This window comes from Mesorhizobium sp. B4-1-3 (assembly GCF_006439355.1).
GTDB lineage: Bacteria > Pseudomonadota > Alphaproteobacteria > Rhizobiales > Rhizobiaceae > Mesorhizobium.
In genome coordinates this window covers 151,221-177,643 of sequence record NZ_VFTG01000004.1, presented here as the reverse complement: position 1 = coordinate 177,643, position 26,423 = coordinate 151,221, and the positions used below count along the sequence as shown (strand labels likewise).

28 protein-coding genes and 1 tRNA gene are annotated in these 26,423 nt (G+C 62.8%); 25 read left to right on the top strand and 4 right to left on the bottom strand.

Going from position 1 to position 26,423, the window contains the following annotated elements:
• Positions 1-191 precede the first annotated feature (191 nt).
• The 6 genes from coaD to tgt are packed head-to-tail and all read left to right on the top strand — an operon-like array spanning position 192 to position 4,582.
• Positions 192-692, top strand: a complete 501-nt coding sequence (coaD, locus tag FJW06_RS07710; protein WP_140750264.1) for a pantetheine-phosphate adenylyltransferase — start codon at positions 192-194, stop codon at positions 690-692.
• A 19-nt stretch (positions 693-711) separates the two neighbouring features.
• Positions 712-1,317 (top strand): peptidylprolyl isomerase, encoded by a 606-nt coding sequence (locus tag FJW06_RS07705; protein WP_140750262.1) that lies wholly within the window; start codon positions 712-714, stop codon positions 1,315-1,317.
• A gap of 30 nt (positions 1,318-1,347) precedes the next feature.
• The gene (locus tag FJW06_RS07700; RefSeq protein WP_140750260.1) at positions 1,348-1,860 is read left to right on the top strand and encodes a peptidylprolyl isomerase; all 513 of its coding nucleotides are present in this window, start codon (positions 1,348-1,350) and stop codon (positions 1,858-1,860) included.
• 10 nt (positions 1,861-1,870) lie between these two features.
• Positions 1,871-2,320 (top strand): DMT family transporter, encoded by a 450-nt coding sequence (locus tag FJW06_RS07695; RefSeq protein WP_140750258.1) that lies wholly within the window; start codon positions 1,871-1,873, stop codon positions 2,318-2,320.
• Positions 2,320-3,408 carry a tRNA preQ1(34) S-adenosylmethionine ribosyltransferase-isomerase QueA gene (queA, locus tag FJW06_RS07690; protein WP_140750256.1) on the top strand — a complete coding sequence of 363 codons (1,089 nt, stop codon included), beginning with the start codon at positions 2,320-2,322 and terminating at the stop codon, positions 3,406-3,408. Before FJW06_RS07695 ends, queA begins: the two co-directional genes overlap by 1 nt.
• A gap of 43 nt (positions 3,409-3,451) precedes the next feature.
• Positions 3,452-4,582: a tRNA guanosine(34) transglycosylase Tgt gene (tgt, locus tag FJW06_RS07685; protein WP_140750254.1), complete on the top strand. Its 1,131-nt coding sequence runs from the start codon at positions 3,452-3,454 to the stop codon at positions 4,580-4,582.
• 61 nt (positions 4,583-4,643) lie between these two features.
• Here the strand turns inward: tgt and FJW06_RS07680 are convergent, their stop codons facing one another.
• Positions 4,644-5,063: a DUF4864 domain-containing protein gene (locus tag FJW06_RS07680; RefSeq protein WP_140750252.1), complete on the bottom strand. Its 420-nt coding sequence runs from the start codon at positions 5,061-5,063 to the stop codon at positions 4,644-4,646.
• Positions 5,064-5,358: 295 nt separating this feature from the next.
• Here FJW06_RS07680 and FJW06_RS07675 point away from each other — a divergent pair, with 295 nt between their 5' ends.
• From FJW06_RS07675 to FJW06_RS07600, 16 genes are all read left to right on the top strand, one after another.
• Positions 5,359-5,595 (top strand): Lrp/AsnC family transcriptional regulator, encoded by a 237-nt coding sequence (locus FJW06_RS07675; protein ID WP_040995065.1) that lies wholly within the window; start codon positions 5,359-5,361, stop codon positions 5,593-5,595.
• A gap of 169 nt (positions 5,596-5,764) precedes the next feature.
• Entirely contained in the window at positions 5,765-7,177 is a 1,413-nt protein-coding gene (locus FJW06_RS07670; RefSeq protein WP_181178179.1) for a circularly permuted type 2 ATP-grasp protein, read from the top strand.
• Positions 7,178-7,311: 134 nt separating this feature from the next.
• Complete coding sequence (locus FJW06_RS07665; RefSeq protein WP_140750248.1) at positions 7,312-8,253, top strand: alpha-E domain-containing protein; 942 nt, start codon at positions 7,312-7,314, stop codon at positions 8,251-8,253.
• A 21-nt stretch (positions 8,254-8,274) separates the two neighbouring features.
• Complete coding sequence (locus tag FJW06_RS07660; RefSeq protein WP_140750246.1) at positions 8,275-9,069, top strand: transglutaminase family protein; 795 nt, start codon at positions 8,275-8,277, stop codon at positions 9,067-9,069.
• 133 nt (positions 9,070-9,202) lie between these two features.
• The gene (locus tag FJW06_RS07655) at positions 9,203-9,934 is read left to right on the top strand and encodes a peptidase (RefSeq protein ID WP_140750244.1); all 732 of its coding nucleotides are present in this window, start codon (positions 9,203-9,205) and stop codon (positions 9,932-9,934) included.
• 99 nt (positions 9,935-10,033) lie between these two features.
• The gene (locus tag FJW06_RS07650; protein WP_140750242.1) at positions 10,034-11,446 is read left to right on the top strand and encodes a pyridoxal-dependent decarboxylase; all 1,413 of its coding nucleotides are present in this window, start codon (positions 10,034-10,036) and stop codon (positions 11,444-11,446) included.
• A gap of 125 nt (positions 11,447-11,571) precedes the next feature.
• Positions 11,572-12,339 (top strand): DeoR/GlpR family DNA-binding transcription regulator, encoded by a 768-nt coding sequence (locus FJW06_RS07645; RefSeq protein ID WP_140750240.1) that lies wholly within the window; start codon positions 11,572-11,574, stop codon positions 12,337-12,339.
• A 125-nt stretch (positions 12,340-12,464) separates the two neighbouring features.
• Positions 12,465-13,991 (top strand): glycerol-3-phosphate dehydrogenase, encoded by a 1,527-nt coding sequence (glpD, locus tag FJW06_RS07640; protein ID WP_140750238.1) that lies wholly within the window; start codon positions 12,465-12,467, stop codon positions 13,989-13,991.
• 39 nt (positions 13,992-14,030) lie between these two features.
• Positions 14,031-15,110 (top strand): ABC transporter ATP-binding protein, encoded by a 1,080-nt coding sequence (locus tag FJW06_RS07635; RefSeq protein WP_140750236.1) that lies wholly within the window; start codon positions 14,031-14,033, stop codon positions 15,108-15,110.
• Between the two features lie 10 nt (positions 15,111-15,120).
• Positions 15,121-16,188 (top strand): ABC transporter ATP-binding protein, encoded by a 1,068-nt coding sequence (locus tag FJW06_RS07630; protein WP_140750234.1) that lies wholly within the window; start codon positions 15,121-15,123, stop codon positions 16,186-16,188.
• Positions 16,189-17,055, top strand: a complete 867-nt coding sequence (locus tag FJW06_RS07625; protein WP_041007042.1) for a sugar ABC transporter permease — start codon at positions 16,189-16,191, stop codon at positions 17,053-17,055.
• Positions 17,056-17,058: 3 nt separating this feature from the next.
• A complete protein-coding gene (locus tag FJW06_RS07620) occupies positions 17,059-17,967 on the top strand; it encodes a carbohydrate ABC transporter permease (RefSeq protein WP_140750232.1) in 909 nt (302 codons plus the stop codon).
• 2 nt (positions 17,968-17,969) lie between these two features.
• Positions 17,970-18,257 (top strand): DUF2160 domain-containing protein, encoded by a 288-nt coding sequence (locus tag FJW06_RS07615; protein ID WP_140750230.1) that lies wholly within the window; start codon positions 17,970-17,972, stop codon positions 18,255-18,257.
• 77 nt (positions 18,258-18,334) lie between these two features.
• Positions 18,335-20,059, top strand: coding sequence for an ABC transporter substrate-binding protein (locus FJW06_RS07610; protein ID WP_140750228.1), 1,725 nt, complete (start codon positions 18,335-18,337; stop codon positions 20,057-20,059).
• Between the two features lie 90 nt (positions 20,060-20,149).
• Positions 20,150-21,643, top strand: a complete 1,494-nt coding sequence (gene glpK, locus FJW06_RS07605) for a glycerol kinase GlpK (protein ID WP_140750226.1) — start codon at positions 20,150-20,152, stop codon at positions 21,641-21,643.
• A gap of 21 nt (positions 21,644-21,664) precedes the next feature.
• Entirely contained in the window at positions 21,665-22,093 is a 429-nt protein-coding gene (locus FJW06_RS07600) for a DUF6882 domain-containing protein (RefSeq protein ID WP_246674554.1), read from the top strand.
• Positions 22,094-22,213: 120 nt separating this feature from the next.
• Here FJW06_RS07600 and FJW06_RS07595 read toward each other — a convergent pair whose 3' ends face one another.
• Complete coding sequence (locus FJW06_RS07595) at positions 22,214-22,666, bottom strand: BA14K family protein (RefSeq protein ID WP_140750224.1); 453 nt, start codon at positions 22,664-22,666, stop codon at positions 22,214-22,216.
• A 277-nt stretch (positions 22,667-22,943) separates the two neighbouring features.
• On the opposite strand from FJW06_RS07595, the gene FJW06_RS07590 reads away from it, so the two are divergent.
• The 3 genes from FJW06_RS07590 (at position 22,944) to FJW06_RS07580 (ending at position 24,582) form a co-directional block, all read left to right on the top strand.
• Positions 22,944-23,019: transfer RNA gene (locus FJW06_RS07590), tRNA-Lys, on the top strand.
• A gap of 98 nt (positions 23,020-23,117) precedes the next feature.
• A complete protein-coding gene (locus tag FJW06_RS07585; protein ID WP_140750222.1) occupies positions 23,118-23,324 on the top strand; it encodes a hypothetical protein in 207 nt (68 codons plus the stop codon).
• A gap of 115 nt (positions 23,325-23,439) precedes the next feature.
• On the top strand, positions 23,440-24,582 hold the full coding sequence (locus FJW06_RS07580) for a hypothetical protein (protein ID WP_140750220.1): 1,143 nt from the start codon (positions 23,440-23,442) through the stop codon (positions 24,580-24,582).
• A gap of 12 nt (positions 24,583-24,594) precedes the next feature.
• On the opposite strand, the gene dprA is transcribed toward FJW06_RS07580, so the two are convergent.
• Both dprA and plsY read right to left on the bottom strand, forming a co-directional pair.
• Positions 24,595-25,722, bottom strand: a complete 1,128-nt coding sequence (gene dprA, locus FJW06_RS07575) for a DNA-processing protein DprA (protein ID WP_140750218.1) — start codon at positions 25,720-25,722, stop codon at positions 24,595-24,597.
• Entirely contained in the window at positions 25,719-26,300 is a 582-nt protein-coding gene (gene plsY, locus FJW06_RS07570; protein WP_140750216.1) for a glycerol-3-phosphate 1-O-acyltransferase PlsY, read from the bottom strand. The genes dprA and plsY overlap by 4 nt, the downstream gene beginning before the upstream one ends.
• Positions 26,301-26,423 lie beyond the last annotated feature (123 nt).

The following is a 26,423-nucleotide window of genomic DNA, read 5'->3' as shown; positions in this document are numbered from 1 at the left end:
ATTGCCGCGTTCATCTGTCGTTCATCGGCGCGAAAAGGTTCACGGCCGACCGGTCGGTGGGATTTGCCATCCTTCGAGAGGCTCCCTAAAGCGTTTCGTCGGAAACGGCGGACCGTTCTATCTTTTTGTTTTGCGCAATTCCGGACGGAAAACTGCTCACACTTTTCCTGGAATTGCTCTAGAAGCCTGCCATGACCGAACGCACCGCCCTTTACGCTGGCTCCTTCGACCCGCTGACCAACGGCCATCTCGACGTGCTGAAAGCCGCGCTGGCAGTGGCCGATACCGTCTATGCGGCGATCGGCATTCATCCGGGCAAGAAGCCATTGTTTTCCTTCGAGGAACGCGTGGAGCTGATCGAGGCCGCGACCAAGGCCGAGTTCGGCCGCGACGGTGGTCGCATCAAGGTCGTTGCCTTCGACGGGCTGGTCATCGAGGCGGCCCGCAAGCACGGCGCCTCGATCATGATCCGAGGCCTGCGTGACGGCACCGACCTCGACTACGAGATGCAGATGGCCGGCATGAACGAGACGATGGCGCCGGAATTGCAGACGGTTTTTCTCCCCGCCAGCCCGTCCGTGCGCACCATTACCGCCACACTCGTGCGCCAGATTGCCTCGATGGGCGGCGACATCCGCCCATTCGTGCCAGCGGCCGTCGCCGGCGCGCTCAACGCCAAGTTCACCAGATAGGCTTTTCCCGGAGATCCCTATGCAGCTGAGGAAGCTCGCTTCGTTCCTTGTCGTGCTTGCCGGCCTTGTCGCGGCATCCCTTTTCTCGATATCCGGGCCGGCCGGCGCCGCCGACAAGGAAAACACCATGATCATCACGCTCAAGGACGGCGATGTGACCATCGCGTTGCGTCCCGATCTGGCGCCCAAGCACGTGGCGCAGATCAAGAAGCTGGTGCGCGACGGCGCCTATGACAACGTCGCCTTCCACCGCGTCATCGGCGGCTTCATGGCGCAGACCGGCGACGTCAAATTCGGCAACATGAAGAAGGGCTTCAACCCGCAAGCCGTCGGCACCGGCGGTTCCGACCTTCCCGACCTGCCGGCCGAGTTCTCGCAGAGCGAGCAGTTCACGCGCGGCGTGGTCGGCATGGCCCGCTCGCAGGACCCGAATTCGGCGAACTCGCAATTCTTCATCATGTTCGCGCCGGCGCCGAACCTCGACGGCCAATATACCATCGTCGGCAAGGTGGTCGGCGGCATGGATCTCGTCGACAAGATCAAGAAGGGCGACGAGGCCGACAACGGCACGGTCGCCGACCCCGACCGGATGATCAAGGTTCGGATCGCGGCCGACGGCAAATAACTCCCTCAATTTTCAAAAAGGATTTCTGACATGGCTGATATCAAGGATCGCGAGAACGCGCTGATCATGGAGACGACCAAGGGCCCGGTCGTCATCGAGATGTATCCCGAGCTGGCGCCCGGGCACGTCGCCCGCATCAAGGAACTGGCGCGTGAGGGCGCCTATGACGGCGTGGTATTCCACCGCGTCATCGACGGCTTCATGGCGCAGACCGGCGACGTCAAGTTCGGCAATTCCTCGAAGCCGACCTATGCGCCGTCGCGCGCGGGCATGGGCGGCTCCGACAAGCCGGATCTGAAGGCCGAGTTCTCCAACGCCAATCACGGTCGCGGCGCCTGCTCGATGGCTCGGGCACAGAACCCGAACTCGGCGAATTCGCAGTTCTTTATCTGCTTCGACGACGCCGCCTTCCTCAACCGCCAGTACACGGTTTGGGGCCAGGTCATCGAAGGCATGGAGAACGTCGACAAGATCAAGCGCGGCGAGCCGGTGCAGGATCCCGACAAGATCGTGTCGCTGAAGGTCGCGGCCGACGTCAAGTAAGGGCGGAACGATGATGGGCGCTGTCTGGTCCCTGCTTGGTATCCTGTCCGGCGCCTTCATCGCCATCCAGGCACCGATCAATTCGCAATTGGCAAAGGGCCTCGGCCTTCCGGTCGCGGCCGCCGCCTTTTCCTTCCTGTCCGGCGCCATCGTGCTCGGCATCATCTCCATCACAGTGGTGAAGCTGCAGGGCATCTCGCTCGACTGGAAGGCGCCGGCGCCGTGGCTGTTCATTGCCGGCGGTATGCTCGGCGGCTTCTATGTGACGCTGTCGACGATCCTGACGCCGCGGATCGGCGCCGCCGCGCTGATGGCCTTTCTGGTCGCCGGCCAGCTGATTGCCGGCATGCTGATCGACCGCGCCGGCTTCCTTGGCGTGGCGGTGCGCGAAATCTCGCTTGGCCGCGTCGCCGGCGCCGTGCTCTTGCTTGCCGGGGCGCTGCTTATCCGGCTTTTCTAATGCGCGTCGACCTGTTCGACTTCGACTTGCCGGAGGAGCGCATCGCGCTTCGCCCGGCGGAGCCGCGCGACAGCGCCAGGCTGCTCGTCGTCAAACCGGGCGAAACGCTGCAGGATCGCATCGTCTCCGATCTGCCGTCGCTGCTTCGCGAAGGCGACGTGCTGGTGTTCAATGACACCAAGGTTATTCCGGCGCAGCTCAAAGGCATGCGCAAGCGCGGCGAGGCGGTGGCGCAGGTCGAGGCGACGCTGCATATGCGCGTGGCGCCGGACCGCTGGCAGGCCTTCATGCGGCCGGGCAAACGCATCGCCGCCGGCGACCGCATCCATTTCGGCCATGACCAGAATTCCTGCTTCCTCGGCCAACTCGACGCGACGGTGCTCGAGAAGCGCGAGGCGGGCGAGGCGCTGCTCGGCTTCGACCTGTCCGGGCCGTTCCTCGACGAGGCGCTGCATGCGGTCGGCCACATCCCGCTGCCGCCTTACATCGCCTCCAAGCGAGATGACGACGAGCGCGACCGCGCCGATTACCAGACGATCTATGCCAGGGAAGAGGGCGCCGTTGCTGCCCCTACCGCCGGGCTGCATTTCACGCCGGAGCTGTTCGCCGCGCTCGACGCCCACGGCATCGAGCGCCGCTTCGTCACGCTGCATGTCGGCGCCGGTACCTTCCTGCCGGTCAAGGCCGACGACACGGCCGATCACAAGATGCATGCCGAGACCGGCTCGGTGAGCCCGGATACGGCGGCGGCGCTCAACGCGGCGAAGGCGCGGGGAGGGCGGATCGTCTGCGTCGGCACGACGTCGCTGCGCCTGCTCGAGAGTGCGGCTCTTGACGACGGCAGGATCGAGCCCTGGTCGGGGCCTACCGATATCTTCATCACGCCCGGCCATCGCTTCCGCACCGCCGACATGCTGATGACCAATTTCCATCTGCCGCGCTCGACGCTGTTCATGCTGGTCTCGGCCTTCAGCGGGCTGGAGACGATGCGTTCGGCCTATGCGCATGCGATCGAGGACCGCTACAGGTTCTATTCTTATGGCGATGCCAGCCTGCTTTTTCGAGCGGAGACAAGCGATGGACGTTGATCTCGAAAGACAGTCTGCGCGCCGGCCATCGACGGGCAGTTCAATGGCTGAGACGTTTTCCTTCAAGGTGCTTGCTACCGACGGCAAGGCCAGGCGCGGTCTTGTCTCGATGCCGCGCGGCGAGATCCGCACGCCGGCCTTCATGCCGGTCGGCACCGGCGGCACCGTCAAGGCCATGTATATGGACCAGGTGCGCGGCGTCGGCGCCGACATCATCCTCGGCAACACCTATCATCTGATGCTGCGGCCAGGCGCCGAGCGCGTCGCCCGGCTCGGCGGCCTGCATGAGTTCGCGCGCTGGCCATATCCGATCCTGACCGACAGCGGCGGCTTTCAGGTCATGTCGCTGTCGAAGCTCCGGAAATTGACCGAACAGGGCGTCACCTTCCGCTCGCATATCGACGGCGCGCCTTACGAAATGTCGCCGGAACGGTCGATCGAGATCCAGGGACTGCTCGATTCCGATATCCAGATGCAGCTCGACGAGTGCACCGCGCTTCCGGCCAAGACCAAGGAGATCGAGCGCGCCATGGAATTGTCGCTGCGCTGGGCCGAACGCTGCAAGACCGCGTTCGGCGACCAGCCGGGCAAGGCGATGTTCGGCATCGTCCAGGGTGGCGACAGCGCGGCCTTGCGTCTGCGCTCCGCTCAAGCCCTGAAGGCGATGGACCTCAAGGGTTATGCCGTCGGCGGGCTGGCGGTCGGCGAGCCGCAGTCGGTGATGCTGGAGATGCTCGACATCACCTGCCCGGAACTGCCGGCCGACAGGCCGCGCTATCTAATGGGCGTCGGCACGCCGGACGATATATTGAAATCGGTGGCGCGCGGCATCGACATGTTCGACTGCGTGATGCCGACGCGCGCTGGCCGCCACGGTCTTGCCTATACGCGCCGCGGCAAGGTCAATCTGAGGAATGCCCGCCATGCTGACGATCCGCGGCCGCTCGACGAGGAGAGCGACTGCCCGGCTGCGCGCGATTACTCGCGCGCCTATCTGCACCACCTCGTGCGCTCGCAGGAAGCGCTCGGCGCCATGCTGCTGACCTGGAACAACCTGTCCTACTATCAGAAGCTGATGCAGGACATCCGGGCGGCCATCGCGGCGCAAGCCTTCGAAGCGCGCGCCGCCGAGATCACCGAAGGCTGGGCGAGGGGCGATATTCCGGTGCTGTGACGCCGATATCTATTTTGACGCAATTCCGGACGGAAATCGCTCCGCGCTTTCCTGAGATTGCTCAGGCGCTGACCGAAGTCGAGGCGCGCAGGCTGCAGCCGGTGATCTTGAAACTGCCGTCCGCCTGCTGCTGCAGCGTATAGACCGCCTCGTAGTCCTTGCCGTCGGGCCCAACGATCAGCACCTGCTGGACGATCGAACCAGGCGCGGTCTGCTCGACCTTGCCGAAGGAATAGGATTGGGGTTTTCGCACCGGCGCGTAGCCGTTCGTCACCATGTTCATGAAGGTGTCGACGGTCGGGAATATCCGTTTCACGTTCGGCGCGGCGAAACTGTAGGCGGTGGCGCCGTCATCGGCGATGAAGGCCTTCAACTGGCTGTCGATGACGGTCTGCGCGGCCTTGATCTCGGCATCGCCGGCGAAGGCAAGCGAGGCCAGAAGCAGCGGAACGAGAGCTAGTGCTAACAATGCGCGGCGCATGGCCTGCCTCCCCGGAATTCGCTGGCGAACGAATCTAACATACGTGTCGCGGCATGGCTTGGTTTCGCCGCGCTGCGAAGATTTCGCCATTTCAGCGTCGGGAGGCTCTTTGAGGTGCGCGGCGCGTGAAGCTTGAAAGCCGGGCGGCAGTCTGCCACAAGGGCCGCTTATTCGTTGGAACGGATCGGCTCCTGGAATCGCCGACCCGTTCCAACTATTTGTTTGACGCAATTCCGGACGGAAAACCGCCAGGCCACTTTTCCTGGAATTGCTCCGAGGCTGGCAGGACCGGGCAATGAAGGCATTTTTCGTGCAGATCAAGTGCGACCTGGGCAAGTCCTATGAGGTTGCCAGCGCGCTCGCCGATGCCGAGATCGCCTCCGAGATCTACTCGACCGCGGGCAATTACGACCTGCTTGCCAAATTCTATATCGACGACGAGGAAGACGTCGGCCATTTCGTCAACGAGCGGGTGCAGATTCTGCCTGGAATCAAGGACACCTTCACCATCGTGACCTTCCGGGCGTTCTGACCGGGCCTGTCTGTGCCCTGCCGGCAAGCAGGAGCTGACCCGGCCTTGCTGTCCGCGCCTTGATTTTAGGCAATTTGCATAGAGTAGCCGTCACGGCTTCCTAAATCACCGATTGCGCTTGATTTTCTCCGGCGGGGCCAGTGAAATGTCCTCAGAGGGGAGTACGCGATTGGCAGCGTTCGACGAAATGCTTCCGGAAGTCTCCGGATTGAGAAGACCTTATGAGGCTTACGATCGCTGGCTGAAGGAGCAGGACCCGGCCAGGCTTACCCAGAAGATGCAGGACGCCGAGCGCGTCTTCCGCAAGACCGGCATCACCTTTGCCGTCTATGGCGAGCAGGAAGCTTCCGAGCGGCTGATCCCTTTCGACATCGTCCCGCGTATCCTTTCCGGCCAGGAATGGCGGCGGCTGACGCAGGGCATCGAACAGCGCGTGCAGGCACTGAACGCCTTTCTCGACGACATCTACCACCGCCAGGAGATCCTGCGCGCCGGGCGGGTGCCCAAGGATCTTATCGCCAGGAACGAGGCCTTCCTGCCCGAGATGATCGGCGTCAGGCCGCCGGCCGGCGTCTATACGCATATCATCGGCGTCGACACCGTCCGCATCTCGGAGAACGAGTTCTACGTGCTGGAGGACAATGCCCGCACGCCGTCCGGCGTCTCCTATATGCTGGAGAACCGCGAGACGATGATGCAGCTCTTTCCGGAGCTGTTCCAGAAGATCAAGGTGCGGCCGGTCGAGAACTATCCGCAGCTGCTGCGCCAGTCGCTGGCGGCGGTCAGGCCGCAAAGCGCCATAGGCACGCCGACCATCGCGGTGCTGACGCCTGGGTCCTACAACTCGGCCTATTTCGAGCACGCCTTCCTCGCTGACCAGATGGGCGTGCAACTGGTCGAAGGACAGGATCTGCGCGTCGTCGAGGGCCATGTCGCGATGCGCACGACCGAAGGCTACAAGCAGATCGACGTGCTCTACCGTCGCGTCGACGACGCCTTCCTCGATCCGCTGACGTTCCGGCCGGACTCGGCGCTTGGCGTCCCGGGCATCATGGATGTCTATCGCGCCGGCAACATCACCATCGCCAATGCGCCGGGCACCGGCATCGCCGACGACAAGGCGATCTATTCCTATATGCCGGAGATCGTCGAGTTCTACACCGGCCGCAAGGCGATCCTGGGCAACATCCCGACCTGGCGCTGCTCCGAGCCGGACAGCCTCAAATATGTGCTCGAGCACATAGGCGAACTGGTGATCAAGGAAGTGCATGGCTCCGGCGGCTACGGGATGCTGGTCGGCCCGGCGGCGACAAAAAAGGAATGTGAGGAGTTCGCCAAGAAGCTGCAAGCGAAGCCCTCGAACTACATCGCCCAGCCGACGCTGGCGCTGTCGACCTGTCCGATTCTGACCGAAAAAGGCCTGTCGCCGCGCCATGTCGACCTTCGGCCGTATGTGCTGGTCTCCGATCGCATTCAGATCGTGCCAGGCGGCCTCACGCGCGTTGCCATGAAGGAAGGTTCGCTTGTCGTCAATTCCTCGCAAGGTGGCGGGACGAAGGATACGTGGGTGTTGGATGATTGATATGAGTGAGTATGGAATAGTGAGTAGTCAGTAGTGAAATGTAGAGGGGAAGCGCATGCCATACTCCGTTGAAATTCAATTGCTTACTACTCACTACTCCCTATTCGCCACTCACTAGCCCGAAGGGCCTTCCCATGCTTCTCGGCCGCACCGCCAACGGTCTCTACTGGATGAACCGCTATATCGAGCGGGCCGAAAACATGGCGCGCCTTGTCGATGCCGGCCTGCGCATGGCGCTGACGCGCACCCAGGATGCATCCGAGGAGTGGAATTCGGTGTTGCTCAGCGCTGGCTCGGACGTTGCCTTCAGCCAGAAGTATCAGGAGTACACCGCCGCCAACGTCTCCGACTTTCTGCTGCGCGACACCTCGAACCCGTCGAGCACCATGTCGTCCATCGAGACAGCGCGCAACAATGCCCGCATGGTGCGCACGGCGCTGACGCGCGAGACCTGGGAAAGCATCAATGAAGCGTGGATGTCGCTGAAGCGCATGCTGGCGCGGCCGATCGACGAGCGCGACCTGCCGACCGTGCTCGATGCCATCAAGCGCGAGACGGCGCTGATCCGCGGCTCGTTCTACGGCACGATGCTGCGCAACGAGATCTTCGATTTCTCGCAGCTCGGCACATATGTCGAGCGCGCCGACAACACGGCGCGCATCCTCGACGTGAAATATTATGTGCTCCTACCTTCGCTGTCCTGGGTCGGCTCGACGTTGGACAACTACCAGTGGGAGTCGATCCTGCGCTCGGTGTCGGCGCATCGCTCCTATCGTTGGGTTTATGAAGCCGACTACAAGCCGACGAACATCGCCGACTATCTGATCCTCAATGTGCGCATGCCGCGCTCGTTGACCTTCTGCTACCGCTTCCTCGGCGAGCATTTGAAATTCCTCGCCGACGATTACGGCGAGCGCCATGCCTGCCATGCCACGGCCGAGAAGATCCAGGCGCTGCTCAAGAGAGGGTCGATCAAGGACATATTCGATCACGGCCTGCACGAGTTCCTGCACGAGTTCATTCGCGACAACACCAGGCTGGGCGACGAGATTGCCCAGGACTACCGGTTCTATTGAGCACAGCCGAGGGCGAGCGCTATGCGGCTCAAGATCACCCATCGCACCGAGTACCGCTACGATCAGCCGGTGCAGTATCTGCTGCAACGGCTGCGGCTGCTCCCCTCCAGCGGGCGCATGCAGACAGTCGGGTCCTGGGCGATCAAGGTGGACGGCGCGCGCGAGGAGGTGCGCTTCGCCGACCATTTCGGCAACGACACGCGGCTGGTGAGCGCCGAGAGCGGCCAGAACTCGATCACGGTGGAGGCCGCGGGCGAGGTGACCACGCATGACACGGCGGGCGTGACGGGACCGCATCAGGGCTTTGCGCCGCTCTGGCTGTTCGCACAGCGGACGCCGCTCACCGCCGCCGGCGACGGCATACGCGAATTGGCCGGCGCGGTCGGGCAGGGCACCGAGATCGAGCGATTGCACCGGCTGATGGGCGTGATCCGCGAACGCGTCGCCTACAGACCGGGCACGACCAGCGTCGTGACGCCGGCGGAAGAGGCGCTCGCGCTGAAGTCCGGCGTCTGCCAGGACCACAGCCACATCTTCATCGCCGCCGCCAGCGCGCTTGGTTTTCCCGCCCGTTATGTCAGCGGCTACCTGATGATGGATGCGGCCGTCGAGCAGGCCGCGAGCCATGCCTGGGCCGAGGCTTATATCGTCGGGCTCGGATGGGTTGCCTTCGACCCGGCGAACGGTATCTCGCCCGACGAGCGCTATGTGCGGGTGGCGACGGGGCGCGACTATCGCGACGCCTCGCCGGTGTCGGGCATACTCTTGGGGCAAGCGCAAGAGAAGCTTGCCGTCACCGTCACGGTAGAGCAGTAATCCGCCTCGAATCGCAGGAGCGGTTCAGCGTTTGATAGAATCGCCGAACCGCTCTATCTCTTTGTTTTCACGCAATTCCGGGCGAAAAAACGCTATACGCCTTTCTTGGAATTGCTTTGGCAGAAGAGCGACCATGACCTATTGCGTCGGCCTCAAGATCGATCGCGGGCTCGTGTTCATGTCGGACACGCGCACCAATGCCGGCATGGATTCGATCTCGACTTTCAAGAAGATGCATATGTGGGAAGACCCCGGCGAGCGCGTCATCGTGCTGATGTCGGCGGGCAACCTGGCCACGACGCAGGCGGTGGTCAGCCTGCTCGACGAACGCAACAAGGCCGTTAGCGACCGTCATTCGAAGCTACTCGAAACCCCGTCCATGTACCAGACGGTGCGGCTGGTCGGCGATACGGTCAAGGAAGTCATCGAGCATGCCTCGCCGAATGGCGACAAGGCGGATTCCTACTTCAATGCCTCCTTCATCCTTGGCGGCCAGATCAAGGGCAGCCCGCCCAGGCTGTTCATGATCTATCCGGAGGGCAATTTCATCGAGTCGACCGATGACACGCCTTTCTTCCAGATCGGCGAGACGAAATACGGCAAGCCGATCATCATCCGCGCCTATGACCGGACAATGAGCCTGGCCGAAACGGTGAAGCTGCTTCTGGTGTCGTTCGACTCCACGCTGAAATCCAACCTTTCGGTCGGGCTGCCGCTTGATCTGCTGTTCCTGGAACAGGATGCGCTCAAGGTGGGGCTGAACCAACGGATCGGCCAGGATGATCCTTATTACCGAACCATTTCCGACGGCTGGTCCAACGCGCTGAAAATCGCGTTTTCAAATCTGCCTGATTTTCCGGGGTAGGGCTCTCCCACCCCCGTTGCTTCGCCGTATTAACATGTTAATTAAATTCGAAAGCGGCTCGATCGACCGTGTCTTTCGACGGCTGCCGGGAGGAAAGATATGGAGAATGAGGAATTCCGCGACTGGTCGCGGCGGGCTGCCGATTGGGGCGCCGATTACCGTGCGGGCTTGCGCGACCGCCCGGTGCGGCCGGCGATCGCGCCGGGCGAGATTTTCAGGAGCATCGAGGCCTCGCCACCCGAATTGCCCGAACCGATGGAAAAGATCTTCGCCGATTTCGAAGCGAAAATCGTGCCGGGCATGACGCATTGGCAGCATCCGCGCTTCTTCGCCTATTTCCCGGCCAACGCGGCGCCGGTCTCGGTCGTGGCGGAATATCTGGTCTCGGCGATGGCCGCGCAGTGCATGCTGTGGCAGACCTCGCCGGCGGCGACCGAACTCGAGACACGCATCGTCGACTGGATGCGCCAGGCGCTTGGCCTGCCCGAGGGCTTTTCCGGCGTCATCCAGGATTCGGCCTCATCGGCGACGCTTGCGGCGGTGCTCACCATGCGCGAGCGGGCACTCGACTGGCAGGGCAACAAGAAGGGCCTCGCCGGGCAGGGCAAGCTGCGCGTCTATTCTTCCGATCAGGTCCATACCTCAATCGACCGTGCCATCTGGGTCTCAGGCATCGGCGAGGAAAACCTCGTCCGCATCCCGGTCTCCGGACGTTTTCGCGCGATGGACACGGCCGCGCTTGAGGCAGCGATCGTCGCCGATCGTGAGGCCGGCCTAATGCCCGCCGGCATCATCGCTTGCGTCGGCGGCACGAGCACCGGCGGCACCGACGACATCGCCGCGGTGGCCGCAGTCGCGAAGCGGCACGAGCTTTATCTGCATGTCGACGCCGCTTGGGCCGGATCGGCGATGATCTGCCCGGAGTACCGGCATTTCTGGGCGGGCGTCGAAGGCGCCGATTCCATCGTCTTCAACCCGCATAAGTGGCTGGGCGCGCAGTTCGACTGCTCGATCCAGTTCGTACGCCAGCCGGAAGATCTCGTGCGCACGCTGGCGATAAAGCCGGACTATCTGAAGACGCGCGGCCATGACGGCATCATCAACTATTCGGAATGGTCGGTGCCGCTCGGGCGCCGCTTCCGCGCGCTCAAACTCTGGTTCCTGCTGCGTGCCCATGGCCTCGAGGGCCTGCGCACAATGATCCGCAACCACGTCGCCTGGAGTAAAGGGCTTGCCGCGCGCCTCGCCAAGGAGGCGGATTTCGAGCTCGTCTCCGAGCCGATGCTTTCGCTGTTCTCGTTCCGTCACCAAGCGCCCCCGGGCGTCGATCCGGACGAGCACAATCTCCGCCTTGTCGACTCCATCAACACCGATGGCCGCATTTACCTGACGCAAACGCGGGTCGATGGGCGCGTGGCGATCCGCTTTCAGGCGGGGCAGTTCGGGTCGACGGCGGCCGATGTGGACGCCGCGTTCGACGTCGTAACCGAGATTGCGCGTCGCCCATCCTGATGCGGCAGACGTGTTCCGCACCGGTTTGCCTTTTGCAACCAGGTGATTTTCGTTAGCCGGCTCATGCCTTTTCTTCGCTTTCGTTTTCCGGTATAGACGAAAAAAACGAAAATGGAGGATGCCGGATGTTTCTTTCGCCGCGCCACGCCAAAATCATCCAGATGGCGAAAGACCATGGCCGGGTTCTGGTCGACGATCTGGCGACGCATTTCAATGTGACTCCGCAGACTATCCGCAAGGACCTCAATGATCTCTGCGATCAGCGCCTGCTGACCCGCATCCATGGCGGCGCGCTGTTTCCGTCCGGCATCGAGAACATGGAGTATGAAGCGCGGCGCAAGATTGCCGCCGACGAAAAGGAGGCGATCGGCAGCGCGGCGGCGCGACTGATCCCGGACAATGCCTCACTGTTCATCAATATCGGCACCACCACCGAGGCCGTCAGCAAGGCGCTGCTCGACCATAGCGGGCTTATGGTCATCACCAACAACATTAATGTAGCCAATAGGATGCGCATCTATCCTACGATGGAAGTGGTGATCGCCGGCGGCGTGGTGCGCGGCTCCGACGGCGGCGTTGTCGGCGAAGCGGCCGTCGATTTCATACGCCAGTTCAAGGTCGACTACGCCGTCATCGGCGCCTCGGCGATCGATCATGACGGCGCGCTGCTCGATTTCGATTTCCGCGAAGTGAAGGTGGCGCAGGCCATCATCGCCAATGCGCGCCATGTCATTCTGGTCTCCGACCGGACCAAATTCGAGCGCACGGCGCCGGTCCGGATCGGTCACCTTTCGCAGGTGAACACCTTCATCACCGATCGCTGCGGTATCCCGTCGATCCGTCGGATTTGCGAGGAGACGGAGGTCCGGCTGATCGAGACCGCGCTCGAATAGGCGTGCATCGCGACTGTTCACGCTACTGTGATATTTCGTTTGACATTCGGTTTTAGTTCGAAATAATTCCGACACGGTTTCGTAAAACACAAAAATGGTGTAATGCGAAATCGTTGGAGGACCCTTTGGACGCATCCCCGATCCATGACATTTTCGTCATCGGCGGCGGCATCAATGGCTGCGGCATCGCCCGCGATGCTGTCGGCCGCGGATACTCGGTATACTTGGCCGAGATGAACGACCTGGCGAGCGGGACCTCCTCCGGCTCGACCAAGCTCATCCATGGCGGCCTTCGCTATCTCGAATTCTACGAGTTCCGGCTGGTGCGCGAAGCGCTGATGGAGCGCGAGGTCCTGTGGAAGAACGCGCCGCATATCATCTGGCCGATGCGCTTCGTCCTGCCTTACGCGAAGGGCCTGAGGCCCGCCTGGCTGATCCGTCTCGGCCTGTTCCTTTACGATCATATCGGCGGGCGCAAGCTCTTGCCGGCGACGAAGACGCTGGACATGGCGAGCGATCCGGCAGGCAAGCCGCTCAAGCCATTGTTCCGCAAGGCGTTCGAATATTCGGACGGCTGGGTCAACGATGCGCGCCTGGTGGCGCTGAACGCACGTGACGCCGCCGACCGGGGCGCCATCATCCGCACCCGCACCAAGGTCGTCAGCGCGCGGCGCGGCGGTTCGACCTGGACCATCAAGGTGCAGAACGTGCTGACCGGCGAAACCGAGGAGGTTCACGCGCGGCTTCTCGTCAACGCCGCCGGCCCATGGGTCGATCACGTGCTCTCGGCCGCCGTCGGCCAGAGCGAGGTCCACAATGTCCGCCTCGTGCAAGGCAGCCACATCGTCGTCGCCAAGAAGTTCGACGATCCGCGCGCCTATTTCTTCCAGAACAAGGACGGTCGTATCATCTTCGCCATTCCGTACGAGGAAGAGTTCACGCTGATCGGCACCACCGATCGCGACTATCCGGGCGATCCGCATGACGTGAATATCTCCGATGCCGAGATCGACTATCTGTGCGCCGCGGCGAGCGAGTATTTCGCGCAACCGGTGAAGCGCTCCGACATCGTCTGGACCTATTCGGCGGTACGCCCGCTCTACGACGACGGCGCGTCCAAGGCGCAGGAGGCGACGCGCGACTATGTGCTCAAAGCCGATGGCGGGGAGGGCGTTGCCCCGCTTGTCAACGCCTTCGGCGGCAAGATTACGACCTTCCGCCGGCTGGCGGAATCGATGCTGGAAAAGGTCGAGGGCTTTCTCGGCAAGCGCGGTAGGCCGTGGACGCATGACGCGCCGCTGCCCGGCGGCGATTTCCCCGCGACCGGTTTCGATGCCCAGGTCGCCAGGCTGAAGAGCGCCTATCCGTTCCTCGACCAGCGGCTGGCGCGCCGCTTCACCCGGCTTTACGGCACGCGCGCGGAAAAGCTGCTCGGGCTCGCCAAGTCGAATGCCGATCTCGGCCGCAATTTCGGCGCCGACCTTTTCGAGGCGGAAGTCCGCTATCTCGTCGAGAACGAATGGGCGGTCACCGCCGAGGACGTGCTGTGGCGCCGCACCAAGCGCGGCTTGCATTTCAGCCGCGAGCAGGCGGCGGCGCTGGAGGAATTCATGCGCGGACTGAGCAACCGTCACGTCGTGGCGGCGGAATGAGGTTCGGCCACTGATGCGCAAGGCCTGGGAGGAGGCGTGATGCTGGAACTGAGGAACGTGACGAAGACGGTCGGCGCGCAGGAGCATATCCGCGACGTGTCGCTGACGCTTCAGCACGGCTCGCTGAACGTGCTCCTCGGGCCGACACTCTCCGGCAAGACCAGCCTGATGCGGCTGATGGCGGGTCTCGATGCGCCGACATCCGGCTCGGTCTGGTTCGACGGCAAGGACGTCACCGGACAGAAGGTGCAGAAGCGCAACGTCGCCATGGTCTACCAGCAGTTCATCAACTACCCGGCGATGACCGTCTACGAGAACATCGCCTCGCCGCTTCGGGTCGCCGGCGTCGAGCAGGCCAAGATCGACAAGGAAGTGCGCAACGCGGCGGCGCTCTTGAAGCTGACACCCTATCTCGACCGCACGCCGCTCAACCTTTCGGGCGGACAGCAGCAGCGCACCGCGCTTGCCCGCGCCATCGTCAAGAATGCCAGCCTGGTGCTGCTCGACGAGCCTCTGGCCAATCTCGACTACAAGCTGCGCGAGGAATTGCGCGCCGAATTGCCGAAGATATTCGCTGCCGCCGGCACCATCTTCGTCTATGCCACGACCGAACCGCACGAAGCGCTGTTGCTCGGCGGCAACACCGCGACGCTCTCGGAAGGCCGCGTCACGCAATTCGGCCCGACCGTCGACGTGTTCCGCAAGCCGGTCGACCTGGTGACGGCACGGACCTTCGCTGACCCGCCGCTCAACACCATCGTGCTCTCCAAGAAGGGCGCGGACTTCCTGCTCGAAGGCGGCGTCAAGCTGCCGGTGCCGCCGGAGCTCGCGGGCATTGCGGATGCCAGCTACACGATCGGCTTCCAGCCGCATCATCTATCGCTGGAGCGGCCGAACGCCAGCGCGGTGCCGGTGCGGGCCAAGGTCACCATCACCGAGATCACCGGCTCGGAAAGCTTTGTCCATCTCGACTTCGCTGATGCGCGCTGGGTGATGCTGGCGCACGGCATCCTCGATTTCGAGACGGACGACGAGGTCGAGGTGTTCATCGACCCGCGCCACATCATGGTGTTCGACCAGAACGGTCGCGCCGTGACGGCGTCGAAGCTGGCGGCTTGAGGAGGATCAGATGGCGCGCATCGAGGTCAACCATATCCGCCACTCCTACCTGCCCAATCCGCAGAAGGATTCCGATTTCGCGCTGAAGGAGGTGCATCACACCTTCGAGGATGGCGGCGCCTATGCCCTGCTCGGACCGTCCGGCTGCGGCAAGACTACATTGCTCAACATCATTTCTGGGCTGCTGCATCCCTCGCACGGCCAGCTTTTGTTCAACGGCCGGGACGTGACCAACCTGTCGACGCAGGAGCGCAACATCGCGCAGGTGTTCCAGTTCCCAGTCATCTACGACACCATGACCGTCTACGACAATCTGGCCTTCCCGCTGCGCAACCGCCGCGTGCCCGAGACAGACGTCGACCGCAAGGTGCGCGAGACGCTCGACATGATCGATCTCGCTTCGCTGGCGAAGAAGAAGGCGCGCGGGCTCACCGCCGACCAGAAGCAGAAGATCTCGCTCGGGCGCGGCCTGGTGCGCTCCGACGTCAACGCCATCCTGTTTGACGAGCCGCTGACGGTGATCGACCCGCATATGAAATGGGTGCTGCGCTCGCAGTTGAAGCAACTGCATCGGCGCTTCGGCTACACGATGGTTTATGTCACGCATGACCAGACCGAAGCGCTGACTTTCGCCGACCGGGTGGTGGTCATGTATGACGGCGAGATCGTCCAGATCGGCACGCCGGCCGAGCTCTTCGAGCGTCCGCGCCACACCTTCGTCGGCTATTTCATCGGCTCGCCGGGCATGAATGTGCTGCCGGTGTCGCTCGACGGCAGGACGGCGACACTCGGCGCGCAACGCATCGAATTGCCGGGCGTGCCCAAAGCCGAAGCCGGCGCCGTCGAGCTCGGCATCCGTCCCGAATATGTGCGGCTCGGCCGCGAGGGCATGGCGGTGCAGGTCAGCAAGGTCGAGGACGTCGGCCGCCACAAGGTCGTGCGCGCCAATCTGGAGGGCAGGGAGATTGCCGCGGTGATCGGCGAGGACGACGAGATGCCTGCCGAGCCGAAAGTCCGCTTCGATCCGGCCGGCATCAACATCTATGCCGGTTCCTGGCTTGTCGAGATGGGGGCATAGATGGACAAGACCTGGAACAACAAGGCCTGGTTCCTCGTCCTGCCGGTGCTGGTTCTGGTGGCGTTCTCGGCCGTCATCCCGCTGATGACCGTCGTCAACTATTCGGTGCAGGACACGTTCGGCAACAACGTCTTCTTCTGGGCCGGCACCGAGTGGTTCGAGGAATTGCTGCATTCCGACCGCTTCTGGGAAGCGATGGTGCGCAACCTGATCTTCTCCTTCATCATCCTGGCGATCGAAGTGCCGCTCGGCATCTTCATCGCGCTCAACATGCCGAAGAAGGGCTGGGGCGTGCCGGTCTGCCTGGTGCTGATGGCGCTGCCGCTGCTGGTCCCGTGGAACGTCGTCGGCACGATCTGGCAGGTGTTCGGCCGCAACGACATCGGTCTGCTCGGCTACTACGTCAACGCGCTCGGCATCGACTACAACTACGTCCAGGACCCGTTCGACGCTTGGGTCACCGTCATCGTCATGGATGTCTGGCACTGGACCAGCCTGGTGGTGCTGCTTTGCTACGCCGGCCTGGTCTCCATTCCCGACGCCTTCTACCAGGCGGCCAAGATCGACGGCGCCTCGCGCTGGGCGGTGTTCCGCTACATCCAACTGCCGAAGATGCAACGCGTGCTCCTGATCGCCGTGCTGCTGCGCTTCATGGACAGCTTCATGATCTATACCGAGCCCTTCGTCGTCACCGGCGGCGGCCCCGGCAATTCGACGACCTTCCTGTCGATCGATCTCGTCAAGACGGCGCTCGGCCAGTTCGACCTCGGTCCGGCGGCAGCCATGTCGCTGGTCTACTTCCTGATCATCCTTTTGTTGTCTTGGGTGTTCTACACCGTGATGACCAACTACGACGCGGAGCGCTGACAGATGGCGAGCGCCAACGATACGACGCGCGTGAGCGAAACGGCGGTCACCGAGGTGGGCAGCACGCTGTCCCGGGACGAGGTGGCCAAGCTGATGCGCCGCCGCGGTGAGGAATCGCGCTGGTGGTGGATCGTGCCGACGCTCTACATCATCGTGCTTCTCCTGCCGATCTACTGGCTGATCAATATGAGCTTCAAGACCAACCAGGAGATCATTTCCTCGCTGACGCTCTTTCCGCACGAGCCGACGCTGCGCAATTACAAGATCATCTTCACCGACGCGTCCTGGTATTCGGGCTATATCAATTCGATCACCTACGTGGTGATGAACATGGTGATATCGGTGGCGGTGGCATTGCCGGCGGCCTATGCCTTCTCGCGTTACCGCTTCCTCGGCGACAAGCACCTGTTCTTCTGGCTGCTCACCAACCGCATGGCGCCGCCGGCGGTGTTCGCGCTTCCGTTCTTCCAGCTCTATTCGGCCTTCGGTCTCATCGACACGCATATCGCGGTGGCGCTGGCGCACTGCCTGTTCAACGTGCCGCTGGCGGTGTGGATCCTCGAAGGCTTCATGTCCGGCGTGCCGAAGGAGATTGACGAGACCGCCTACATCGACGGCTATTCGTTCCCGCGCTTCTTCGTGAAGATATTCATGCCGCTGATCGCGAGCGGCATCGGCGTCGCCTGCTTCTTCTGCTTCATGTTCTCGTGGGTTGAACTCCTGATCGCGCGCACGCTGACGACGACCGATGCCAAGCCGATCGCCGCCACCATGACCCGCACGGTCTCCGCCGCCGGCATGGACTGGGGGCTGCTCGCGGCCGCCGGTGTGCTGACGCTGATCCCCGGCGCATTGGTCATCTGGTTCGTGCGCAATTATATCGCCAAGGGCTTCGCCCTGGGGAGGGTCTGATCATGAACCTCGACTTCTCCTGGATGGCGTGGACGTGGCCGACCGCCGCCTTCTTCATCGTGATTGCGCTGATGCTCTGCGGCATGGGCGTTTGGGAATATGTCTCGCCGGGCGGCAATCCGCGCGTCGGCGTGCTGCGCTTCGAGACGACGCGCGGCGACCGCCTCTTCGTTTCGCTGCTCGGCAGCGCCTTCATCCATCTCGCTTGGCTGGGCCTGGTTGGGCCCAACCTGTGGTGGGCTCTCGCTCTCTCCGTGGTCTACGCCATCGGCGTATTCCGATACGTATAGAGGGGGAATAGCCGAAGCGGCCGCGTGCTGGCGGTCCGCTCCGGATTGAACTTGAAACCTAAGACTGGAGGAGACACATGCGACGGCAATTTCTAACATCGACGACCGCCCTTGTCCTATTGCTTGGAGCGGGCCACGCCTATGCCGGGATGGACGAGGCAAAAGCCTTTCTCGACAAGGAGATAGGCGACCTGTCGACGCTTTCGCGCGCCGATCAGGAAAAGGAAATGCAGTGGTTCATCGACGCCGCCAAGCCGTTCGCCGGCATGGAAATCAAGGTCGTGTCGGAAACCCTGACAACGCACCAGTACGAGTCGCAGACGCTTGCACCGGCCTTCACCGCCATCACCGGCATCAAGGTCACGCATGACGTCATCCAGGAAGGCGACGTCGTCGAGAAGATCCAGACCCAGATGCAGACCGGGCAGAACCTCTATGACGGCTGGGTCAACGATTCCGACTTGATCGGCACGCATTGGCGCTATCAGCAGGCGCGCAACCTGACCGACTGGATGGCCGGCGAGGGCAAGGACGTCACCGATCCGATGCTCGACGTCGACGACTTCATCGGCAAGTCGTTCACGACCGCACCCGACGGCAAGCTCTACCAACTGCCCGACCAGCAGTTCGCCAACCTCTACTGGTTCCGTTACGACTGGTTCAACGACGAGAAGAACAAGGCGGATTTCAAGGCCAAATACGGCTACGACCTCGGCGTGCCGGTCAACTGGTCGGCCTATGAGGACATCGCCCAGTTCTTCACCGGCCGCGAGATCGACGGCAAGAAGGTCTATGGCCACATGGACTACGGCAAGAAGGATCCGTCGCTTGGCTGGCGCTTCACCGATGCCTGGCTTTCCATGGCCGGCAATGGCGACAAGGGCATCCCGAACGGCAAGCCGGTCGACGAATGGGGCATCAAGGTCGACGAGAATTCACGTCCGGTCGGTTCCTGCGTCGCCCGCGGCGGCGATACCAACGGCCCCGCCTCGGTCTATGCCATCCAGAAATACCTCGACTGGTTGAAGGCCTATGCGCCCCCGGAAGCCCAGGGCATGACCTTCTCCGAATCCGGCCCGGTACCCTCGCAGGGCAATATCGCCCAGCAGATCTTCTGGTACACCGCCTTCACCGCCGACATGGCCAAGCCCGGCCTGCCGGTGGTGAACGACGACGGCACGCCGAAATGGCGCGTCGCGCCGTCGCCGCATGGCGTCTACTGGAAGGACGGCATGAAGCTCGGCTACCAGGATGCCGGTTCGTGGACGTTGCTGAAGTCGACCCCGACCGACCGCGCCAAAGCTGCGTGGCTCTACGCTCAGTTCGTGGTGTCGAAGACGGTCGACGTGAAGAAGAGCCAGGTCGGTCTGACCTTCGTCCGCGACTCCACCATCCACGACAAGAGCTTCACGGAACGGGCGCCGAAGCTCGGCGGCCTGATCGAGTTCTACCGCTCGCCGGCGCGCGTGCAGTGGACCCCCACCGGCACCAACGTTCCGGATTACCCGAAGCTGGCGCAGCTGTGGTGGCAGAACATCGGCGACGCGTCCTCGGGCGCCAAGAGCCCGCAGGAAGCGATGGATTCGCTCTGCGCCGACCAGGAGAAGGTGCTCTCTCGTCTGGAGAAGTCGGGCGTCCAGGGCGACATCGGCCCGAAGATGGCCGAGGAGCATGACCTCGATTACTGGAACAAGGACGCCGTCTCGAAAGGCAATCTTGCGCCGCAGCTCAAGATCGAGAACGAGAAGGAAAAGCCGGTCACCATCAATTACGACGAGCTGGTGAAGAGTTGGCAGAAGTAACTGCATGACGTGGGCGCGTATGCCCGCGTAAGGAATGCAGGGGAGGCGGCTTGGCCGTCTCCCCTGTTGCATGAGAAGCGGAGGGATGGAATGAGCGGTTTTGTGCTAGCGATCGACCAGGGAACAACCTCGACCCGGGCGATCCTGTTCGACGATAAGATGAAGGTCGCAGGTACCGGCCAGCAGGAATTCGCGCAGCATTACCCTGCCTCCGGCTGGGTCGAACACGATCCGGAAGACATCTGGGCAAGCGTTCTCGCCACGGTGAAGGCGGCGCTGAAGTCCGCCGGCCGGACGGCCTCGGATGTCGCGGCTATCGGCATCACCAATCAGCGCGAGACGGTCGTGATCTGGGACAAGGCGACTGGCAAGCCGATCCACAATGCGATCGTATGGCAGGATCGCCGCACCGCGCCGCTCTGCCGGAAGCTCAAGAAGCAGGGGCTGGAGAAAAAATTCACGAAGAAGACCGGCCTGCTGCTCGACCCCTATTTCTCCGGCACCAAGATCGCCTGGATGCTGGACAAGGTGAAGGGCGCCAGGAAGCGCGCCGAGAAGGGCGAACTGCTCGCCGGGACCATCGACAGTTTCCTGATCTGGCGACTGACCGGCGGCCAAGTGCACGCCACGGACGCGACAAACGCCTCGCGCACGCTCGTCTACAACATCGAGAAGAATGTCTGGGACGAAGAGCTGCTCTCGATCCTGAACATCCCGGCCGCGATTTTGCCGGACGTGAAGGATTGCGCCGACGATTTCGGCGTCACCGAGAAGAGCCTTTTCGGGGCCGAGATGCGGATCCTCGGCGTCGCCGGTGACCAGCATGCGGCGACCATCGGCCAGGCCTGTTTCGAGCCCGGCATGATGAAGTCGACCTACGGTACAGGCTGCTTCGCGCTGCTCAACACCGGCGCCGACCTTGTGCGCTCGAGGAATCGGCTTCTGACCACGATCGCCTACCGGTTGAACGGCAAGACCACCTATGCGCTGGAAGGTTCGATCTTCATTGCTGGCGCCGCCGTGCAATGGCTGCGCGACGGCATCAAGGTGATCGGCAAGGCCGAGCAAAGCGGTGCGCTCGCTGCGACCGCCGATCCGACGCAACAAATCTATCTGGTGCCGGCCTTCGTCGGCCTCGGCGCGCCGCATTGGGACGCGGACGCGCGCGGCGCGATCTTCGGCCTGACGCGCAATTCCGGACCGGCGGAATTTGCCCGCGCCGCACTCGAATCGGTCGCCTTCCAGACGCGTGACCTGCTCGACGCCATGCGCAAGGACTGGAAAGGCGCCTCGGCCAAGACGGTGCTTCGGGTCGACGGCGGCATGGTGGCGTCCAACTGGACCATGCAACGGCTCGCCGACATTCTCGACGCGCCGGTCGACCGTCCGACGATCCTGGAGACGACGGCGCTGGGCGCGGCCTGGCTTGCCGGGTCGAAGGCCGGCGTGTGGCCGAAAGCGAAGGAATTCGCCAGGAGCTGGGCGCTTGAGCGGCGCTTCAAGCCGGAAATGGACGCCGCAACGCGCGCGACGAAGCTGGCCGGATGGCGCGATGCGGTGCGCCGGACGCTGAGCACGCAGTAGCAATCTCTGGACCGGGGGGAAATGCAGCCGGATTGGTATCCTGCATGGCGCGATGAGGCCTTTGAACAGCTCGCCGCCAAGAACGCGCGCCTGGCGAAGGATTTCCGCCTCGGCAGCTGGTCGCGCTACAACTACGACTTGACGGCCGGAAAGTTAATGTTTTCCGATCAGAGCGGCGTCGAGGTCATCTCGGAAATCCAGATCGCGGGCACCACCAGCGCCAAAGCCGGCAATTGGCTCTGGGCTTGGGCAAATTCGAATTGGCCTTCGGAGTTCACAGCCGACGCCCAATCAGCTCGATCTTTTGGTGAGAAGCACGGCATCAGCGAGCTAACTCAAGGCTATGTGAGGGACGAAGATCTTGATGCACTCGGCTGGGGCTCACCTCTGCAGTGGCTCGGATTTGCAAGGCCTGTGGAGCCTATCGCACTCCTCCCGGCGACGGCGTAGGTTTGTATCTGATTTTGAAGAGCATTAGTTGGGCCGGTTGAATTCGGCTGAGGGGCAACGAGAGAGCCCGCGCCTCGCGGCGCGGGCTCAGTCAACGACCTGGACACTGACTGAAGGCCGTCAATAGGGCGACACGCACTGCCGACGGGGACCGCTGTTGGGCTGGAAGGTGTTGTCCGAGGCGCGGTAAGAGCGATAGCGGTCGTAGCACCACTGCACGTGCGAGTTACCGCGATACACGCGATTGTTCTCGCTGTTGACGATGGCGCCGGTGATCAGCGCGCCGGTGGCGAAAGCTGCCAGCGGGAACCAGTAGTCGCCATGCCGGCGATAGCCGCGGCGATACTCACGATAGCCGCGATGGCCGTTCCAGTAGACGGAGTCACCACGAGGCGAGAAATCACGGTTGAAGCCGCGGTGCCTTCTCCAATCCCGATACTGCACCGTCTGCACATCCGACAAGGCCTGGGGTTGCGGGACATAGTTTGGCTGAGCGTTGACCGGCACGACCTCCGCCGCGACGAACGACGCCGAGAGAGCGGCTGCCAGCAGGCCCGATACGATCTTGTTCATGAATCTTCTCCTCGAGGTTGATCGACGTCCCTGCTGCGAAACGGGTCCGGGTTGCAAATTGTTCCCCTTCCATATCAACCCGTTGTTGTGGAGCTTTCCGAAGCAATGCGGACCCGGATCATTGGCGTGGGCATCGGAAGCTCTTCGCAAACACCTCGGCGACGCCTCGAATCCGTTCAAAAAATCCGCCTTGGAGGCCCATCTTTTTCCGGTTGACCGGCCGCGGCACTCTCCCTATGTTCCGCGCAATTTCGAGGGCGGCGTTTCGAGCCCGCGGGAGCGCGTAGCTCAGCCGGTAGAGCAACTGACTTTTAATCAGTAGGTCATGGGTTCGAATCCCATCGCGCTCACCAAAATCAATGATCCAAACCGTCCATCTCCCGGCAATCGGAACCAAAATTATGCGCGGCTGTTTCCCTGTCGAAGGGACCGCAAATAGGATGCGGATACAGTGGACGTACTGAATTTGGAACTGGCCAGGGCCAGGCAGAGCGTAAAGCGCGCGGAGACTTCTCTCAATCACGCAAAGGAAATGCTGGACGAGGACCGTGGCGTCGGGATCAACCTTGCGCTGTGCAGCCGCATACGGTCGGAACAGAAGCGCGTGGCAGAAGCCCGAAAGCGGCTGTTGAAGATCGCTCGGGCTGCCTTGCCCTGAGGGGGCGATTTTTCCCAAGACCGACTTTTTCCAAGACAATGAGTGCCGGTCACGGGCAAACTTGTCCCTGGACAGGGAGCATGGTTAAACTCGGGGGCCCGACGGAGGCTCCAGGATGGCACTTGACCTTTCGGTAGAGACCACGGCCCGCAAAGCGGCGACGCCGCCGGGCAGATATCTCTTCGGCCCGGCCGCCGATTTCCTGATGCTCGGCGGCAGCGCGTTCCTGATCCTGCCGGTGCTGTTCTTCGTGCCGCGCGATTATGAAGGCCCGCTGGCCGCGACGATGGTCATCGTGGCCTATCTGGTGAACTACCCGCATTTCGCCCATTCCTACCAGATCTTTTATCGCAATTTCGGCCGCAAGGCGCGTGGCGACGGCTACGACCGAAGCCTGCAGCTTCGCTACATTTTCGCAGGCGTCATCGTTCCGGTGATCATGGCTCTATTCTTCGCCTATGGCGCGGCGACGTCGAACACGCGGCTGCTCGGCCTCGCCGCCAACGCGATGTTCTTCTTCGTCGGCTGGCACTATGTCAAGCAAGGCTACGGTATGCTGATGGTAGACGCCGTCCTGAAGCGCAAATTCTTCGATGACCGGGACAAGAAGGTGTTGCTCGTCAACAGCTACGCTGTGTGGATCCTGGCTTGGCTGCAGACCAACACGGCGGTGACCGCGGGACAGTATTACGGGCTCCAGTATTACACCTTCGCCGCGCCTTCATGGATCACCGACATTGCCTTGGCCGCGGCCGTCGTATCGACAGCGGCTACACTCATGATGCTGGCCAGCCGCTGGCGAAAAAATGGCGGCCTTCCGTATAACGGCATCGTTGCCTATGTCGCGTCGCTTTATCTCTGGATCCTGATTGCCAGGATAAACCCGCTCTGGCTGCTGGTGGTGCCGGCGCTGCATTCGCTGCAATATCTGGCCGTGGTGTGGCGCTATCAGACCAATGTCGAGCGTGACGTTTCGGATGCGGCGGGGGATCCGGAGCCGAAAATGCTGTCCGTCCTCGGCCCTCGCTACAGGCTGCGGGTGTTGGGATTCATCATTGGAGGCGCTGCCCTCGGCTATCTCGGCTTCTGGCTGATACCGTTCGTGCTGACCGCCCTGGTCCCCTACGACAGGCAGGTGCTCGGTTCCTCGCTGTTCTTCTTCATCGTGCTGATCTTCATCAACGTGCACCACTATTTCCTCGACAATGTGATGTGGCGCCGCGGCAATCCGGAAGTGTCGAAATATTTGTTCCGCTAGGAGCCCCGCAGGTCACGCGATCAGCGATATATTCCCGCCGGCGTGACGCTCCAGTCGTCCCGCGAGGTCGAGTTCCAGCAGCACCATCGATATCTGCGCGGCGCTTAATCCCGTGTGGCGAATGATCTCGTCTATCCCTGTCGGCGTCGGTCCGAGCGCTTCCAGCACATCGGCGCGGTCGTTTTCGCCGGGCGGCGGCATGGCCGACGTGTCGGGCGCCTCGGCAAGCGGGAGTGTTCTAGGAAGCCGGGTGCCGGCAAGCGGTGCCAGCGCGCCGAGCACGTCGACGGCTTCGGTGACGAGCGTGACGCCGTCCTTGAGGAGGGCGTTGCAGCCGGCGGCGCGCGGATCGAGCGGCGAGCCCGGCACTGCGAAGACCAGCCGGCCCATCTCATTGGCAAGACGGGCGCTGATCAGTGAACCGGAGCGCTGCGCAGCCTCGACCACCACGAGCCCAAGCGCCATGCCGGCGACCAGGCGGTTGCGGCGCGGGAAATCCTGGGCGCGCGGCTGCCAGGCGAAGGGCATTTCCGACACGATGGCGCCGCCGCGATCGGCGATCTCGTCGCACAGGCCGGCATTCTCTGGCGGGTAGGGGACATCGAGCCCGCCCGCGAGCACGCCGATTGTGCCGGTCGAAACGCTGCCTTTGTGCGCGGCCGTGTCGATGCCGCGCGCCAGGCCGGAAACGATGGCGTAGCCTTCGCGGCCGAGATCGGCCGCCAGCATGCGCGCCATCTTGATGCCGGCGAGCGACGCATTGCGGGCGCCGACGATCGCCACCGCCGGCAAGCGGAAGACCGCGCCTTCGCCCTTCACCGCCAGCAGCGGCGGCGGATTGTCCAGGGTCTTCAGCAGGGGTGGATAATCGGCCTCGCCGATGCCGACGAAGCGGGCGCCGGCGCGCCGGGCGGCGTCCAACTCGGCTTCGGCCTCGGCAATGGAGGGGATGCGGACGATACGATTGGCGCCGCCCGAGATCATCAATTCGGGCAGCATTTCGAGCGCGGCTTCGGCCGAGCCGAAGCGGCTGATCAGTTCGCGAAACGAGGCCGGACCGACATTGGGCGTGCGGATCAGGCGAAGCCAGGCAACCCGCTGCCGGTCGCTGAGCCGCGGGCCGGCGGCCGGGGCGCTCATCCCTTCGCCCCGATCTTGCCTTCGGTGCCGGCCAGCAGGCGCGAGATGTTGGCATGATGCTTGATGAAGACGATCAGGCTCATCAGCGCGAACAGGCCGGCGATCTGCGGCGTGCCCATGAAATAGAGCGCGATCGGCACGACCACCGCGGCCGCCAATGCCGCCAGCGAGGAATAGCGGAACAGGAAGGCCATAGCGAGCCAGACGATGGCGAAGACGAGCATGCCTTGCCAGGCAAGGCCGAGCAGCACGCCCAGATAGGTGGCGACGCCCTTGCCCCCCTTGAAGCCGAGCCAGACCGGGAAGAGGTGGCCGAGAAAGGCCCCGAAACCCGCCAGAAGGCCGTAATCCGGCGAAAAATGCCCGGCGATCAACGCCGCGGCCGTGCCCTTCAGCGCATCGAGCAGCAGCGTTGCGGCAGCGAGCCCTTTGTTGCCCGTCCTCAACACATTGGTCGCGCCGATATTGCCGGAGCCGATCTTGCGCACGTCGCCGAGCCCGGCCGCACGGGTGATCAGCAGCCCGAACGGGATCGAGCCTAGCAGATAACCGAAGACGAGCGCGATCGCGTAACCCATTGTCTCCCCCGTATTCCTTCTCTGTGGGTGCTCGTCTTACGATTGAATTAATGTGCGCTATGCAACCATAGTTTGCAAGAGCCGGCACTGCTCAAGCACCAATTGGTCATATAATGGTAGAGT